Raw genomic sequence first — 16,441 nt, 5'->3', positions numbered from 1 at the left:
CGTGGCGAAGGGTATTCGCGAGCGTGAGTTCCAGAACCTGATGATCCAGTGGTCGATCCCGATAGGCTGGGGCTTCACCGCGGGCAGGTCGCTGCCGCGCGAGACGACGCAGACGGTGATCATCGGCCAGCTGCGGGATGCCATCGTCCGGCTCAACCCTGGGGTGATCGACGGGTTCGACGTGGACGCGGTCGTCGAGGAGATCGTTGCCACGGTCAATGCCGTCGAAGGCGGGCTGGTGCGGGCCAACGAGCAGGTGTTACGCATGCTGCGTGGGCGTAAGGAGTTCCGGGACGGCGACGGCGTGTGGCACGCCCTGAAGGTCATTGATCTCGAGCACCCGACCGCCAACACGCTGGTTGTGTCCGACGAGGTGACCATAACTGTCCCCGGCAAGACCTCCCGCCGGTTCGACCTCGTGTACTGGGTGAACGGCCTGCCCCTGGTAGTGGTAGAGGTGAAGTCCCCGACCGCGGAGTCCGGGTGGATCGACGCCGCCCACGAGATCAACAACGTGTACGCAGCCGAGTACCCGTGGTTCTTTACCCCCAATGTCTTCGCTGTTGCCTCTGACGGGCGGAAGATTCGGTTCGGTGCCGCCGGCGCGCCGACGAACCTGTGGCAGCCGTTCCGGTCCACTGCCGACGATGAGAACCTGTCGGGGCAGGACGACGTGAAGCGCTCCGTCGAGCTGCTACTCAACCCGGCCACCGTCCTGGACGTGCTGGCGAACTTCGCCCTCTTCGATACCTCCGGGGGCGGGGTCGACAAGAAGTACCTGCCCCGCTATCCGCAGATGGAAGCCGCCCACCTGATCCACGAGCGAGTCCTAGCTGGCGGCCAGAAGGGTCTGATCTGGCACCATCAAGGCAGCGGGAAGACGCTGCTGATGGTGTTCGCCGCCTCGCTGCTACTGGCCGACACCCGCACCGAGTCACCCACGATCATCCTGCTCTCGGACCGGACTCAGCTCGTCCGACAGACCTCCGGGGTGTTCACCTCCGCGATGGGGGACGCTTACTTCCACAAGCCCGCGACCAGCCAGGAGTTGCGTTCCCTGCTGGCCGACGACGTGCGCGGCGTCATCTCCACGACTGTCCACAAGTTCGCCGATGCCGGCAAGAACCTGTCGACCCGGAGCAACATCATCGTGCTGGTCGACGAGGCACACCGCACCCAGTCCGCCAAGGAGAAGTCCCTGGCCGGGCAGATGCGCGCAGCGTTGCCGCACGCGAAGTTCTTCGGTATGACCGGTACCCCCGTCAGGAACCTCGCCACCGACACCTTCACCCTCTTCGGCGAGGAGACCGACCATGGAAGGGTGCTACACCGGTACTCGGTGTCCCGGTCCCTACTGGACGAGGCGACTGTCCCGGTCATGCTGGACGCCCGCCCGGTCCTTTTCGAGATCGAAGATCAGGCGTTGCAAGCTGAGTTCGACCAGTTTGCCGACGACTTCGACCTCGACGACCCCGACCGTGAGGCCCTGTCCCGCAAATTTGGGCGTCTCACCTCGGTGTTCGCCAACCCCGACCGTATCCACGCAGTCTGCCAGGACATCGTGGACCACTACCTGGCCGGCGCCTACCGCAACGGTCTTAAGGCCCAGGTCGTCGCCTACAACCGCGAGCTGGCTGTGGCGTACAGGGACAAGATCAACGAGCTGCTGGCCGGCTTCGAGGTGTCGCAGGTGCTCGCCGAGGTCGGGAAGCACGACCGGATCACCGCGGAGGTGAACATCTCCGTCTCGGACGCCAAGAACGAAAACCCCGCCATGCGGCCATTCCAGCTCTCAGAAACCGAGGAGGAGGAGCAGAAGCGGCGGTTCCTCAGCCCGGACGGCCCGCTGTGCTTCCTGGTGGTGACCTCGAAGCTGATGACTGGATTCGACGCCCCCAACGAGGGTGTCCTCTACCTGGACAAGCCACTGAAGGCCCACACCTTGTTCCAGACGATCACCCGCCCGAACCGCACCTGGGTGTCCCCGAGCGGGTTCATGAAGACCTCCGGCGTGGTCGTGGACTACATTGGGCTGGCCGAAGAGGTCCAGCGGGCCGTTGCCGACCCCACCTCGGAGGGGGCCGGGAAAGGGGGCGGTTTCGTCACCGACCCGTCCGAGCTGGTCGCTGAGTTCCGCACCACCTTCGCCCGCATCGAAGACCTTCTCGTGGACGTGGACGGCTTGGACCTCACCGTCCACGGATACGAGTCTGTGCGAGCCATCAACGTCTTCCTGGACGCCAATCGTGGCGCCGCCGAGGTGTTTGCCAAGGACTACCGGCTCCTGGCCCGCCTCTACCCGCTCATCAGTACTGATAAGCGGGTCACCAAGTACCGAGACGGCTTCGGGCTGTTCGGATCCGTGTACACGACCCTATTCAAGAAGTCCTCGGACGAAGAGAGGAAAGAACGGCTGGCAGAGCTGGGGCCGATGGTCCTGGAGATCATCAACGCCCATGTCCACTCTTTCAACGTGGTCGCCTCCCAGGAGGAAGCCCTCGTCCTGGACGCCCAGGGCATCGTCATACTCAAGGAGCTGCTGGCCCTCGTCCGCCCCAAGCCCGACAAGGACGACGAGGACAACACGCCGTCTGCCGCGGAGATCCTAGACCGCATCAAGGCCGCCCTCGACAAGGGCGTCGAACCAGGATCTGCGAAGTACACCGCCCTTGCAGAGCGGATCAAGCAGCTGCGGGATCGGATCATCCAGAACTCCCAAGACGCTCTGGAGTTCCTGTCCGAAGCACTCCGGATCGCCCGCGCTATCGTCAACGCCGAGAAGCACCCCGACAATGCCGTCGTCGTGCTGGACGACGACCACGTGGGTGTCCTGTCGCGGATCATCCACGATCACGCACCGACCGGCCTCACAGTCACAGAGAGGAACCTGGCCGAGGAGATCGACCTGGTGGTCACTCGCACCCTCGCCCAGTCATGGGACAACGCCGACGCTCGCAACCGAGGCGCCCGCCGGGCCACCGCCGCGGTCTTCCGCCGGTACATGCTGAAGCCGGTGGGGGAACCGTATGACTCCACCGTTGCCTACATCGAAGCCCACTACCTCGTGGACTGACAGATGCGCGGAGGCCCGGCAACTTGTGGTGGTTGCCGGGCCTCCGCGCGCCGCTCGAGCCCGAAACTGGCGTGACAGACCTCACCCCGACTTACGTGCCTCTCACGCGCCTCTCACGGCAGGGGGTCAAGGGGTCGCAGGTTCAAATCCTGTCGTCCCGACCGGCATTTTCGCAGGTCGTAGGCCATTTCCACCGTGGGGCCTGTTCAGTAAAGCCCCTACTCGGCATCGACGAAACCCGCCCACGCTGGCTGGAGACCTGAAACCCCATGTGCGAAGTCCGGGGTTAAAGCTGGACCAGGACGAGGCCAGCGGCGTACTGAGCAATGCTGCTGGGTACGGCGCCGGCCAGGGCGCGCTCGACGTAGCTGGGCAGCTCGGAGCGTAGGCCACGGTGGACATGACGGATGAAGGTGGAGCGGGTGAAGTCGAGGCGCGAGGACAGCTGCCAGGGACTCATATATTCGACCCTGTCCTTGGGCACGCCGTCGCTGGCCTGGTAGCGACGCATAGCGTCGTAAAGCATCTTTGCGACCTTGCGGGCGCCAGACTGGTCCTCCATCAAGAAGGGCCGCAGATCGCGACGGATTCCCTTCAGGTCGAGGTCCGTATAGGTGATGGTCTGGGGGTCGGGCCCAGGATCCGTCAGGCGGACTAGCGGGAGAGCCTGGTGGAAGACGTCGGCACCGTCAACGCCGCCAACAGGCAGGCGCGTCATGAGGGATCGTCCCACCTGCTGCCGGTTGTCATGCAGGACCGGCAACGCGGGGAGAAGGGTGACTGCGGCGCCTTCGCGCCGGTTGCACGGGGCGTCCTGATGGCCGAAGGAACAGACGAGCTCGTGGCGGTAGGCGGAGTCCCCGGCGTAGAGACTGACGGCGGCGGGGACCTGGAGCTCGTCTGCCGCCGCGAGAAGCCGGGTCAGCTGCTTGTCGAGCTTGCCCCGGTTGTCTGACCCGACCCGCCATGAGCTCCCCCGCTTCTTGAGGCTCTTGGCTTGGATTAGGCATCCGAAGGATTGGCCGTCTGGATCGGACCACCACCAGAGATAGTCGGCGCCGATCAACGTTTCCTGAGGGCGGTTGAATTTCACGTACCGCACTTCCGGAAACATCTGCTCGCACAGCTCATGGGTGACGTGTTCTTCTTCCCAGAAATGACCATGTGCGATCTGAGTTGCCATCTTGCTCTCAGCGTGGTCCGTTCCCCGGAGGAACGCGAGGTGGGCGGCCGACAGGGGGCCAGCGGCATCGGGAGTACTCATCGGTCGTACGTCTCCAACGGGCGGACTAGCAGGAAGCGTTCATGATCCCCTAAGCCCACTAAGCTGGTGACAGCTCGGCTGATTCGCAGGCACGGGGCGTCGCACGGAAGTCCGAATTGGGTCCTCCGCCAATTCCCTGATGCGAGCTGGCTGGCGGACGGCGGCTCGGCTTCGTCTACGGCCGGCCGGTCTCGTCGGGCCGCCAGTTGGCCAGCAGTACGCTGACCGAGAGGCCAGACTCTTCGGCGTCGAGGTAGGCGGTCGGCATGAGACTGCCAGCGTCGGAGATGAGATGTTCGGCGACCAGGCTCGGGAGAAGCAGGGCGACGGCGGCGGTGTCCCAGTTGGCGGCGATCTGGTAGGTCGCGATGATGCCGGCCTCCCAGTCGGTGAGCGGATCGCGGCTCTCGGCGCTGTACGGGTCGTAGTGCAGCGTGGGCAGTTTGACGGCAACCATGCGGCGGGGCGACCGACCGTGGTGGGCGACGACAACGCGGGCAGCGCCGATCCATTCGGCGGTGAGCCGCTCAAGGGCAGTGACAGCTTCGTCGCGCCCCTTGCGGCGCCGCTTCATAGCGTCGTGGAGAACGAAGTACGCAGCGAAGTGATCGTCTTCGAGGGCCTTCCAGGACGTGGCTGCCGAGTCCTGCCACTCCGACCAGGCCCGCCGGAGAGTCTGGTCCGCATCTGAGCCCAGGATGGCGAACTCGGGCCCTACATTGAGCTCCGGGGAGGGAAGGGCGCGGATGGCCGCGGTGTCGAGGAGCGCCTGCGGACGCAGGAGTCGGGCAAGGGCGTGCCGCTCACGTTCGATCTCAACCGCAAGCGCGTGCTGAAGGGGTTCGGCGAAGCTGCGGAGCCATGGGTGTGCGGCAACTGCTTCGGCGCTCTCGATCATGTAGCCGTGGAGGTAGCGCCAGTGGCCGCGGTGGCGTTCGCGGATGAGACGCGCGTGCTTGAACCGTTCCCACTCCTTGTCGTCGGCGTCCTCTTCCGTCTCCTTCTCTTCGTCGTCAGGTGTTCCGGCGCGCTCCTTCGGGTACTCGCCGGTGGCAAGGGCCGCTGCCGCGTCCTGCTCTTCGGCCTCGTCGAAGTCCGTGTCCGGAGAGGGCTCCGGGCCGATGTACGACTCCAGTCGCCTGATGGTTCGAACGGCATCGACGAACCCGACGAGAGGACTGTCGGCCGGTAGAGGCCAGCGGCAGTTGGCGCAGAGTCGAGGTGTCGCGTCGTGCAGCGCGGTCGTGACCTCGTGGACGGATGCGGCTGAGCGGAGGGCGCCGCAGGTCTGCTCCCCATGGAGCTTGCCCGTGCCGGAGGCTGGGGTGAAGCAGGTAATGGGGTTCTCGTAGAGAGGGCCGAGTGGAGTGTTTGCAGCGATGAGCTGGCCGAGAGCCATGCTGTAGACGGGGGAGTTGGACGGCATGGGAGCAGGCTAGCGAGCACCCCCGACAGCCTGGTCGAGTTCGGTCGAAGTTGTGCGGCAGGAGGTGGTGGATCGGGTGTGCTGCCGACTGCGAGCGACGCAGGGTCGCCTGGCCCGGACGCCAGCTGCGATGCACGCGGCGGAACGATAAGGGAGCACTCTGCGGAAGCTGAACGAGGGCTACACTGGGGGTGTGAGGCAAATCACTCCTGAGATCCCCCTTGCGAACTGCCTCTCACGCGCCTCTCACGGACTGGGCGTCATGAGGTGCCATCAGGCGTCATGCGGGGCGGACGAGGTAGGCCCTGACCTGCGGGATTCGGACTGATAAACACCAGTCGGACACCCTTTCGACCGCTGGGGGTCAAGGGGTCGCAGGTTCAAATCCTGTCGTCCCGACATGAGTCGGAAAGGCCGTTGGCCGGGAGAAATCCCAGGTCAGCGGCCTTTTTGCTGATGGCGTGTTGGCGGATCAGGCCCGAGCCAAGGACCCTCTGGCGATCTTGCTGGGGACCAGCTGGGGACCAGAGCCAAGGAGTCGCGGTCACGATTCACCCCTGAGTCGCATCGGCATGGCCTCCGCGTTCGGGGTTTGTGCCCGTATTGCCCCGATTGCTGCTGACGCACTGTCGTGTCTTGGGTGCGGTGGAGAGTCTGATGGTGACGCGCCTTGACCCGCCAGGCTCTCCAGTCAAGTGCGGTAGCGGGTGGCAAATCGGCGCAAACCGGTCAAAGTTCCGACCTTGCGGATCAGGGACGGCGAGGCTGTGCATCGCCACGTGGATGGTCAGACGATCCGCTGTGTCGAAAGTAGCGCCGAATTCCGCAGGTGGGCGATGGGCGTCTGGGATCGGTTTCTGTCCTGTCGCCTCATGACGAGCCCGGATATGACGATGTGCCGGGGGTGCTCCTATGCCGAGCACTTCAGAAGGGGGTAGGGCGGCAATCCTGTGCGTGCCGCTGCTGGTCGGGCATCCGACTGATGCCTCACTTCGGGTATGTGCAATTCGATCTCGGTGATGCAGGTGCTGTTTGTCGAAACCCGACAGGGCGGTGGCATGGTCCAGGGTCGAGGCCGGCTGGTCGTGTGCGGCGCAATCGCCGAGGCTGTGCTTGACGTGGTGATGCCATGATGGTGTTATTGCTGCATGCTGTACTCGTCGCCTTTGCTGGGAGAAACGGATCTTCGGATCCTCGCCGAGATTGAGGAGATGCGGGACCGTCTGCGGTTGCATCTGCGCACCTCACGACGGTGGGAGGGGCAGCTGCGGCGCAATCTGACCGCGCGCGCGATCGCAGGGTCGAACACCATCGAGGGTTACGCTGCGAGCGTCTCCGATGTCGAGGACATCATGGTCGGTGAGGCGCCGATCGACGCGAACGAGACCGTGACTGCCGAGATCGACGGCTACCGTCAGGCGATGACCTACATCCAGCGCCTCGCCGAGGCCGGTGATGACTTCGCCTACAGCAAGGGCTTGTTGAACGCGCTGCACTTCATGATGCAGGGTCACCACCTGCTGAAGCGGCCCGGTTGGTGGCGCAGCGGCCCGGTCTACGTGACTTCGGCGGAGGATCCGACCATCGCCGCGTACACCGCTCCGGGTGCCGAGCAGGTGCCGGCCTTGACCGGGGAGCTGGTGGGCTGGCTCAACGAGGGCGACTTGGAAGCGCCGGGGCTGGTTCGAGCATCGATGGCGCACCTGAACCTCGTGGCGATCCACCCGTGGTCCGACGGCAACGGGCGCATGTCCCGCGCCTTGCATACCCTGGTGCTGGCCCGAGAAGGGATCATGGCTCCCGAGTTCTCCAGCATCGAGGAGTGGCTCGGGCGAGCTCGCAACACCTACCGCTACTACGACGTCCTGGCCGAGGTCGGCGGCCCCGTCTGGACCCCCGAGCGCGACACCCTCCCGTGGGTGCGGTTCTGCCTGCGTGCCCACCACCAGCAGGCCCAGACCGTCGAGCGGCAGGTGCAGACCACCCGTGAGGTCTGGTCGGCTCTCGATGAGGCGCTCGAGCAGCGCGGTTGGCCCGACCGCATGCTCTACGGTCTCTACCCCGCCGCAATGGGCAACCGAGTCCGCCGCGCCACCTATCAGACGGATGCCGGCCTCAGCGAACAGCAGGCCCAGCGTGACATCCGCGAACTCGTGCGCGCTGGCTGGCTGCTGGCCAAGGGCGAGGCCCAAGGACGCTACTACACCGCTGGTCCTGACCTGCCGGAGGAAATCACCCGCGGAGTCCGCGAGCCCAGGCCGCTGCGCGACCCATTCGCGTAGTCGTGGTGAGCTGGTTATCTTGCACTCGCCAGTGTGTTCGGCGCTGGGCTGGCCTCAGTCAACGCCCTTGATGCGTCGACAAGCGCGGCCAAGCGGGAGGGTGCCTCGGCCGACAGGCGCGTACTCGGCGAGGTTCACCACTCTGATCCGGCTGGGACGGAAGTGGGCAAAATTCGACGACCACAATCCGACCACCAGTCCCGATTTCAGTGGCTGACCTGGGACGACCCCTTTCTTGTACTTCCAAGTGCGCTCACCGTCGCCACGTTCGGCCCCGGGGTGTCGGTCGCGTAGGGCAGGCTGGTGTCGTGAGCTACGCGGTCACTGTGGACACCAGCCAGCCCAACGGCACTCCCGAACTCGACGAGTTGCAGCGCGCAGGCGTCATCCATCTCCTGCGCGAGGCGTTCGACGCGGTCGAGGCCATCGAGGGAGAGGACGGAGAGGTTGTCGAAATCACCGATACGTTCATCGGAGTCCACCCCGAGGGTGCGCTGCTGAAGGTGTTCGTCGACGCGGTATCCCTGGAGAACGCCGAAGCGGCTGTCGGAGCCCTGGTCGCCGAATTGCTGGAGGGTTGTGAGCCGTTGGCCGAGTGGTTGATCAACTCGTGCGAGGTCCAACTGCACGTCGACTCAGCAAAGGAGAGCCTGGAGGCAGCCGGAGGTCCTGACGCGCCCGCGCCCGACCTAGCCGCCCGCGCTGCTGCCCACCGCAAGTCCCGCCAGGAGCCTGTGTCGCAGACCGGGACGACTGAGGAGGAGCGGGAGGAGATGCGAGCGAGGCTGCAGGCGCTCGCGCCGCAGCTCGCCGGTGCCGGCCCCGCGACTTTCGGGTACCTGACCGCTGAGGATCTGGAGGATGAGGATGGGGAGGAGTTCGACGAGGAGTTCAACGTCGCACGCGAGGACGCCGAACTCGCGGCCGGTGCCCTCTTCTACTCCATCGACATCCTGCTGGACGAGCTCTTCGAGGATCTCGACACCCTCGGCGACAGCCCCAGCGTTGCGCACTGCGACGGTGGACTGCTCCAACTGGAAGAACTTCCGCCCCAGTTCGCGCACTTGTACACGCCGCTGTTCGCGCGCCAGCTGCTGGTCACAGCCGTTGACCTGACCGGCCGCCTGAGCCGGCCGGGGTTCGCTCAGCTGAGCAGCGTTGCCGAGGAACTGCTGCTGCGGCTGTTGCTGGAGACCACCGAGGTGACCCTCGACCTTCACGGCTTGCTGGACGACGGCGCCAAGGAAGCGCTCGGCTCCTTTCGCGAGAACGTGTACGAGGACCTGGACCACGAATGGCTCTACGAGCTAGCCATGGACGGGTTCGACCAGAGTCCTGGGGCCGAGGCGCTGGGCGTCGCTCCGATGAGTGTGGATGCCTGGTTCACGCCGTTCAACGCTGAGCGATCAGTCCACCCCTATGCCAGCAACTGCAGCAGCGACGAGTAGCTGGCTTGGTGGTGTGGGACACCGGGCGGATATGTGTGAGGCGCACGCCCCGGGTGACACCGGGTCCACCAGCGCCATTGCGTCCCGCTTGAGCTTCCCCGAGTTACCTCGCAGTACCCACGAGGACATCCTCTCCACGGGTCCCAAGATCCGCTTCGCAGGAGCGTCCACAATCCGGGGTAAGCCCGGGCGGCGGCCTTGCGCCCAGTACATGCTCTATGCATGAGGAAGGCGACCCGATGCCAGACGTTGATCCCGCGGTCTTGACCGCGCTCGACAATGCCTCGAGCGGCTTCATATCAAACCGGCAGGTTGCAGTCTCGCTCGACCCCGAAGCCGCAGGCTCGCCGAAAGCTGCCGATCACTTCGAGGCCTTGCGGGCGGCCCTGCTCTTCGAGCGTCAGGACGGATCGCTGACGGGCATGTACCAGGGCGATCCAGAGGACCCCTGGCCGACCGACCCGAAGATGGTTCCCAGTGAGACCCAAGAACTATGGGCCCTCTACGCCGAACAAGCAGCGCATCCGGGCATCCGTGGTCATCTTCTCGACCTCTTGCGCGCATGCGGCCACGGCCGCCGACATCTCCACGCGCAAGGGGCGATCGCCGGCTACCGAGAGGGAGCCGCGATTTTCTGGGCCGCTGACGAGCAGCCCGCCGGGCAGGTGAGGGCTGTTCACGCCGTCACCGACGCCTTGGACCTGGCACTCACTTGGGGGCAGACCGATCTCCGAGACCGTGTGGTCCGGGACATGGTGGCCATGGTGGAGGAGATCTTGGACGGCCCAGAACAGCGTGGTGGTCTGCTCCATGCGCTCCTGGAGCCGCTTCAGCAGGAGGGCTCGGTCGAGGCAAAGGTCTCCGAACTGCTGGACCGCGCGATCGGACACGTCAGCGACCCCCATCTGAAGGTCGCCTTCCTCAGGATGAAGCGGTCACGGGCCAGGGACGCTGAGACCGCAAAGGCGATCGAACAACAGATCGTCGAGATCATGCTGCAGCATGCCGAGGCGGCCTCTGGTGCCCTCAAGCCCATGCTGCTCAGCGACGCCGCCACCGCAGCCCGGAACTTCGGGTTGGGCGACCTCCATGACGAAGCGGTTTTGAAGATGCAGTCGATCAACACACAGGACCTCGGCCTCGTCCGACTCGGCGGGCGTGTCGAGCAGCTCAAGGAGCTGACCGACCTCTACTTGGCCCGCATCGAGGGAGCCCCGACGCTCAAGGAGGCCCTCTGGGCGGTCGTCCTCCCGGATTCACCACCGGCAGGCGGCGGTGCCACGGCCAAACGCGCTGCTACGGTGCTCGCCGAGTCGGCCCCCTTCGTAGCCGCCATCGCGAGCGGCCGGCTTAACCCCAACGGTCCGGTGCCGGTCTCGGCAGAGGGGGTAGATGGTCGCACCGCGATCCAGGCCAGGTACCACCTCCTGGCCATGGACATGGAAGGCCTCCGGATCGAAGCGCAACTCGACCGGATCCGCGAACGATTCAACCCGGACGAAGAAGAACTGATCGACGTCTTCACACCCAACCAGCTGGCTCCGGATTGGCGCCTGCGGATGCTCGCCCACGCCTTCCAATACTTCTGGCTCCACGAAGACGACGCGGCAATCCATCTGGCTCTGCCACAGGTCGAAGGCCTGCTACGTGAGATCCTGCGAAGTCGTGGTGTGACCGTCATCCAGGTCCCGAAGGGAGACACACCCGGCGGAGTGAGCCAACTCGGAAGACTCATCACAGACATGCGCGAGGCTGGCTTCACCGAGGACTGGGTACGCTCGATCCGGTTGCTCCTCACCGACGGAGAGCAGGGTATGAACCTGCGCAACGACGTTCTCCACGGCCTTACCGTGTGTCCTCCCCGCCACCGGATCGCCCTCGTCCTCCAGGCCGCGCTCCTACTGCTGAGAGAGGTCCACATGGCAGGAGATCTTGGAGCGGGAGAGCCTTCCGCGACCTGACCCGCACCCGACCGGGAGGACGAAGGGCTCGGGACGGCGAACACGAAGAAGGCTAGGGCCGTTGCACAGAGCGGCGACATGCGGTTGCCGGGCGCATCGGTCGGCGAAGATTAGGCGGCGGCGGCCCTACCTGAAACCTGGCCCTCATGAGGCGGTAGGACAACGCTCGGTGCGTGGAGGCGCCCAGGCCCTGGCTGAAGGGGCTGGGCGGCCGAGGCGACGTTGACACTGACCCCGCTGAACGCTCGCCCGTGGTACACGGACGACCCCGATGACGGATGACGGGCCAGACAGCACCTTTTCGCGCACTGGAGGGCCAGCCGTGTAGTGACGAGTGCCTCGCGCAGGCCCTCCCGGCTGAGGTCCGGCACCGACTGGAAGTACCGCATCGTCGCCGTGGTTGATCTGACAGTGGGTGGTGTGAAGGCGCACGATCCGAACGGAGGATGCGTTCTTCCGCCCGTACACGCCCTGGCGCGCGCCCCGAGACAAATGCCTATGGTGCGTTGTCAGTCCTGCGGGAACGGCGAGCCGGAGGGGAAGAATACACGTTGGCCCACGCAGCCGAGATACTTCGAGAACTGGCCCAACCATCCAACGCCGCAGCGCACTCCACGCCCAGACTCCTCGGGCAGGTGGAAGCGGCCGCGGCGAAGGACGACAAGGAGCGCGAGGAGAACGACCTCGAACCCCTCCGCCGCAAGCCCGACCTCCAACCTGTACCGGCACGAGAATTGGGCGCCGCAGTCCAGTTGGCGCCGTGGCAGGTCCTGCACAGCCTCGCCCGGGCGATCGCACTGTCGCGCCGCGGTGCGGGGCGCGGGCTGGCCGAACACTGGGGGTGTCTGAAGTACACCCAGGCCCTGACCGGCGCCCCTGGCACGTTCATGGCCCTGTCGGCCGAGGGGCGCGATACCGCGGAGTACTACAAGAAGACCCAGTCCGACGAGCTCGCCATGGGTTTCGGCCTCGCACTGGCCCGGCACGTGCTGATCCGGCGCCACCCGGACCACAGCGTCTCCATCGTTCCCTCGGACACGGTGCTGCGGGCGGGGTGGGCGCTGGCCGCGCGGGACGTGACCAAGAAGGATCCCCGGCAGACGATCGGCTACCGGTACCGGCCGCAGTTCTTCGCCGAGGTGTGGAAGCCCGGCCGTCCTTCGCGCGTGTATCCGATCGTGTGCAAGGGCAACCACAGCGGGACGTCCGTGTCCCACACGCAACTCCTTTCCGCCGCCGTCCACACCGAGGGCGTACACATCGGCGGATGGGCCGACACGCCCGCCCTGGTGTTCAGTACCGAACTCCCGGTGGAAGGTCCGATGACCGTGCACGCACTCCATGCTCCCGGCAACGGCGGCAAGCTCGCCGGACCGGGGGTGATCCTGCGCGATCTGGACGCGGTGCTGGAGCAGGACAACTTCTTCCCCGGCATCCAGCCGTCGGCGGAAGGCGACGAGACACCCGAACCGGAGCCGGGTATCCACGTCAGGGCCGAGCACTTCGCCTGGTTCCAGCACTCCATCGCCCGCACTTCCGCAGCCGCTCTGGCCGCGTTCGCGGGCGATGCGGGAACCATCGCCCGATACCTGACCCAGCGCCAGGGCAGGGAGCGGTTCACCGGCGTGGCGCACGCGGCGCTGGGCAGCGTCCAGGATGCCAAGGCGACCCTCCACGGCATCCCGTTCGTCGGCACCGACCACGTGCTCCGGCTGAACGGGACACGCGTCGAGGCCTTCTCGGGTGTCGAGGCCGACCTCTTCGGTCACCTCGCAGGCGGTCGCTTCGCCCAGTACCGCGAGGAAGCCCACGACCGCCGAGCCGACTGGCCCGCCGACACCTGGGACTCAGAGTGGGGCGGCCCGGTGTCCGTCCACCCGGACGGCTCCGTCCTGGCCATCCGCATCCTGGTGCCCTGAGCGTAGGCGCCGACACCTGTCGCGGGGCCTCGCGTGATTGCGCGAGGCCCCGTACGTTCGAGCGATGGCGATGGCGATGGCGATGGCCATGAGCCCTCGGCCCCGATGCCCGCAAAGGCTGTACTGGCCGCGAGAGCAAGCAACTTCGGGACAGGCGTCACCATCCACTGGAACAATCTCGCGTATGGCGACTGCAGCGGGCTCGGCCGACGGCACCTGGGACGGCCTTCTCCAACAGGGAACCGGCCCAGTACAGGAGTCCTTTCTGGACCTCGTCAGGACGACCCGCCACTACCTCGGCTACTCGCCGAACGTAGTGTGGGGCAATCTCCAAACACCCCAGTACGCCGAAGCCATGCTGCGCCTGGTCGTCGACTTCCACGGCATCCCTGACGACATCGAGGCCGGCGTTGCAGCCCGGACCGCCCGCGCTCAGTTCATCGGACAGGAAGGCCGGACGTACCACGTCCTCCTCGGGGAACAGGCCCTGCTGACCAACATCGGAGGCCCCGAGGTGATGCACGGTCAGCTGCGCAGGCTGACCGACGCGCTCTCCCTGCCCGGGCTCACGCTCGGGATCGTGCCCGCCAGGGCCCGGCTGCTGGTCTACCCGGGGGACGGGTTCTCCATCTTCGACGACCGCCGGGTGGAGGTGGAGGGCTTCCGCGGTGGCGAGACCATCACCGCTCCGGAGCGCCTCGCGGTGTTCCGCAAGGCCTTCGACCGCCTCCAGCCATCCGCAGTATACGGCGCGGCCGCACGCGACCTTATCGAGACCGCACTCGGTGGAACCTGACAGCCGCAGCGCGACGGACGCTGGGCAAGACGAGACCCCGGCTTCCTCCCGAGAAGAGCGACAGCGCGCGACTACGCTTCCCGGCCGCGTCACGATCGCGCTCGGGAACGGCGACCAAGGACTGGAGACTGGAATGACGTCGCAGGGCGGCGGCACCACGCAGGGCGAGAGTGATCGGACGGGACTCGCCTTGCTCGTCGCCGTACTCGTTGTGGCCGCAGCTCTGTGGCAGGGGGCGATCTGGGCCTGGGCCAACCCGCTCGCCGCAGTGGTCGTACTGGTCCGCGCTGCGGTGGTGATCGTCGGGCTGCGCTGGACGCTCATCCGTACAGGCCTGGACCGCCCACTACGTCGATTCCTCACCCCACTGTGGGCCCTGGTCCGCACAGGCATCACCACCCGCGTCGTGCTCGCCCGCACCTCTGCGGCCGACGCGATCACCGACCGCCTCGACCAGTGGGCACAGCGGCCGCTGCGCCCAGCGACGCCGCCTGAGCCGGCCGCCTCCTACGAGTTCCGTCCCATCGGCTACACCCTCGAGTAGTTCGACGGATCATCACCTGACCGGTTCGAGGAGATGTGCCGCGAGCTTCTCGAACGGGACGGCTTCACCGATGCGGTGAAAGTGGGCGGAACCGGCGACCTGGGGGCCGACGTCATCGCCCGCGACATGGTGAGCCGACGGGTCGTGGTGCAGTGCAAGCGGTACGCGAAGCCGATCGGCTCCGGGGACGTTCAGACGTTCAACGGCACCGCCCGGCCAGAGCATCGGGCCGCTGTTCCGATCATGGTGAGCTTGAACGGCTTCACGGCACCGGCCGTCGCCTTCGCGGAGAAGCACCAGCTCCACCTCATCGACCGCGAGCGCCTCGCCCGCTGGGGCGCCGGCCACCACCTCTACGACGTCCTGGGAATCAGCCGCACGGACAGGTAGCCCCCAGAGCTCACCCGCGAAACGGGCTCGGAGACACTTCGTGGGACCACCGGGCAGCGCTGGACAAGCGCCTCCGCTCCCCGAACGCATGAGCCGATGAGGAGACGCCGAACGTGACGAGGATCAGCCCGCGTCGGCGAATCGAGCGGGCGGGAGTCAACGCGCTGCGTGCCCTGCTGGAAGACCACGATCACCTGGTCCAGGAGATCGACGGCGGCGCTGATCACGGAGAAGACCTCTACGTTGCCATCGTCCGAGACGGCAGGCGCACAGGGCATGTCGTCGCTGTACAGGTCAAGAGCGGCAAGAAGTATCGGAGGGCCAGCGGCTACGCCATTCCGGTAGAGGACCATCGCGAAGACTGGACGCAGAGCCAGATCCCCGTCATCGGGGTGGTCTACGACCTCGACGAGCGACGGCTGTTCTGGATCAACCTCACCAAGGAGCTCCGCGATGGCAGCGCGGCCAGCTGGATCCAGATCCCTCGTGAAAACGAGCTGAGCCATAAGACGATCTGCCATTTCATCGCCAGCTTCGAGGCGTTTGGCAAGGCCCCGCAGTCGCAAACGCAACCTGCCAGTACCGGTCGGAGTGATCGGGAAGGCGGTTCGCAACAGGGTGCTCGGTTGTCCAGCGGACTCGATGGAGGGAGCGGGGCGAGAAGCGTCAGCCGGCCGCGCAGCCAGGCGTTGGAAGAGCAGCAGAACGGAGGCGCTGTTATCGAGCCCGCCGCACCGGCCAGGGGCCAGACGATGTCCGCGGCGGTCGTGACACCACCAGACCTCCCTCGCCCCCAGCAGGGCCTGATCACCGTCAAAGGCGTGCTCGGGAGCATCAACTTCGACGGCGAGACCGTCACCATCCGCAAAGACGGCTACGGCCCACGCATGAAAGGCATCCAGTCGCTTCCCGTCGGGGAGATCGACCACGTCATCGTCAAACCCGCCACAGCCATGTTCCACGGCTACATCCAACTCGTCGTACCAGCCCATCCACCCGCGTCAGATCGGCGCCTGAGCACAACTAGCGGTCGACCGCATCGGGAAGACCCGGATTCCATGTCGTACCCTCGCCGCGTCAACCGTGAGATCGAACTCCTCAAGATGGAGATCGAAAGCGCCATCGCTCGAGCCAAGCGCGCGCAGAACTCATGACGGGCAGGCCAGGCCTGCGTCTGACCGGCGGCTGGGCTCCGCCACCGCCGGCCAGGTGCCCGAACTTGTGCGCGCCGACTGGGCGATTGACAGGGGCGAGGCCCAAAGCCGCCACTACACCTCGGGTTTGGACCTGCCAGAGAAGATCACCCGCAGAGCGCGGGAGCCCTGGCCGTTGCGCGAC

The 16,441-nt window shown here is 66.1% G+C and carries 10 protein-coding genes and 1 pseudogene; 9 read left to right on the top strand and 2 right to left on the bottom strand.

The window, feature by feature from the left end; all coding sequences use genetic code 11:
- Position 1 precedes the first annotated feature (1 nt).
- Entirely contained in the window at positions 2–3,073 is a 3,072-nt protein-coding gene (locus ACIQVZ_RS13125; RefSeq protein ID WP_402449536.1) for a type I restriction endonuclease subunit R, read from the top strand.
- Positions 3,074–3,359: 286 nt separating this feature from the next.
- On the opposite strand, the gene ACIQVZ_RS13120 is transcribed toward ACIQVZ_RS13125, so the two are convergent.
- Both ACIQVZ_RS13120 and ACIQVZ_RS13115 read right to left on the bottom strand, forming a co-directional pair.
- Entirely contained in the window at positions 3,360–4,256 is an 897-nt protein-coding gene (locus ACIQVZ_RS13120; protein ID WP_402449533.1) for a hypothetical protein, read from the bottom strand.
- Between the two features lie 256 nt (positions 4,257–4,512).
- Positions 4,513–5,763 (bottom strand): hypothetical protein, encoded by a 1,251-nt coding sequence (locus ACIQVZ_RS13115; RefSeq protein ID WP_402449531.1) that lies wholly within the window; start codon positions 5,761–5,763, stop codon positions 4,513–4,515.
- A gap of 1,148 nt (positions 5,764–6,911) precedes the next feature.
- Between ACIQVZ_RS13115 and ACIQVZ_RS13110 the strand changes: the two genes are divergently transcribed.
- The 8 genes and pseudogenes from ACIQVZ_RS13110 to ACIQVZ_RS13075 all read left to right on the top strand — a co-directional run bounded on the left by ACIQVZ_RS13110 (position 6,912) and on the right by ACIQVZ_RS13075 (position 16,257).
- Positions 6,912–8,045 (top strand): Fic family protein, encoded by a 1,134-nt coding sequence (locus ACIQVZ_RS13110; RefSeq protein WP_402449529.1) that lies wholly within the window; start codon positions 6,912–6,914, stop codon positions 8,043–8,045.
- 308 nt (positions 8,046–8,353) lie between these two features.
- Positions 8,354–9,493, top strand: a complete 1,140-nt coding sequence (locus ACIQVZ_RS13105) for a hypothetical protein (RefSeq protein ID WP_402449527.1) — start codon at positions 8,354–8,356, stop codon at positions 9,491–9,493.
- Between the two features lie 239 nt (positions 9,494–9,732).
- Positions 9,733–11,454, top strand: a complete 1,722-nt coding sequence (locus ACIQVZ_RS13100) for a hypothetical protein (protein ID WP_402449526.1) — start codon at positions 9,733–9,735, stop codon at positions 11,452–11,454.
- Between the two features lie 635 nt (positions 11,455–12,089).
- Positions 12,090–13,373 (top strand): hypothetical protein, encoded by a 1,284-nt coding sequence (locus ACIQVZ_RS13095; RefSeq protein ID WP_402449523.1) that lies wholly within the window; start codon positions 12,090–12,092, stop codon positions 13,371–13,373.
- A gap of 184 nt (positions 13,374–13,557) precedes the next feature.
- Positions 13,558–14,169 carry a DUF5753 domain-containing protein gene (locus tag ACIQVZ_RS13090; protein ID WP_402449521.1) on the top strand — a complete coding sequence of 204 codons (612 nt, stop codon included), beginning with the start codon at positions 13,558–13,560 and terminating at the stop codon, positions 14,167–14,169.
- 133 nt (positions 14,170–14,302) lie between these two features.
- Positions 14,303–14,713 carry a hypothetical protein gene (locus tag ACIQVZ_RS13085; RefSeq protein ID WP_402449518.1) on the top strand — a complete coding sequence of 137 codons (411 nt, stop codon included), beginning with the start codon at positions 14,303–14,305 and terminating at the stop codon, positions 14,711–14,713.
- A gap of 21 nt (positions 14,714–14,734) precedes the next feature.
- Positions 14,735–15,103: pseudogene (locus tag ACIQVZ_RS13080) on the top strand (restriction endonuclease); the annotation flags it as partial.
- Between the two features lie 113 nt (positions 15,104–15,216).
- Positions 15,217–16,257: a DUF4365 domain-containing protein gene (locus tag ACIQVZ_RS13075; RefSeq protein ID WP_402449515.1), complete on the top strand. Its 1,041-nt coding sequence runs from the start codon at positions 15,217–15,219 to the stop codon at positions 16,255–16,257.
- Positions 16,258–16,441: the final 184 nt, after the last annotated feature.

Origin of the sequence: Kitasatospora sp. NPDC098663 (genome assembly GCF_044760075.1) — a bacterium.
Classification (GTDB): domain Bacteria; phylum Actinomycetota; class Actinomycetes; order Streptomycetales; family Streptomycetaceae; genus Kitasatospora.
This window is presented reverse-complemented; position numbering and strand designations above follow the sequence as displayed.

Excerpts from the sequence above, each read along its gene's own strand:
- ACIQVZ_RS13120 (WP_402449533.1), bottom strand. The coding sequence starts at position 4,256 with ATGGCAACTCAGATCGCACATGGTCATTTCTGGGAAGAAGAACACGTC.
- ACIQVZ_RS13115 (WP_402449531.1), bottom strand. The coding sequence starts at position 5,763 with ATGCCGTCCAACTCCCCCGTCTACAGCATGGCTCTCGGCCAGCTCATC.
- ACIQVZ_RS13110 (WP_402449529.1), top strand. The coding sequence starts at position 6,912 with ATGCTGTACTCGTCGCCTTTGCTGGGAGAAACGGATCTTCGGATCCTC.
- ACIQVZ_RS13100 (WP_402449526.1), top strand. The coding sequence starts at position 9,733 with ATGCCAGACGTTGATCCCGCGGTCTTGACCGCGCTCGACAATGCCTCG.
- ACIQVZ_RS13090 (WP_402449521.1), top strand. The coding sequence starts at position 13,558 with ATGGCGACTGCAGCGGGCTCGGCCGACGGCACCTGGGACGGCCTTCTC.
- ACIQVZ_RS13085 (WP_402449518.1), top strand. The coding sequence starts at position 14,303 with ATGACGTCGCAGGGCGGCGGCACCACGCAGGGCGAGAGTGATCGGACG.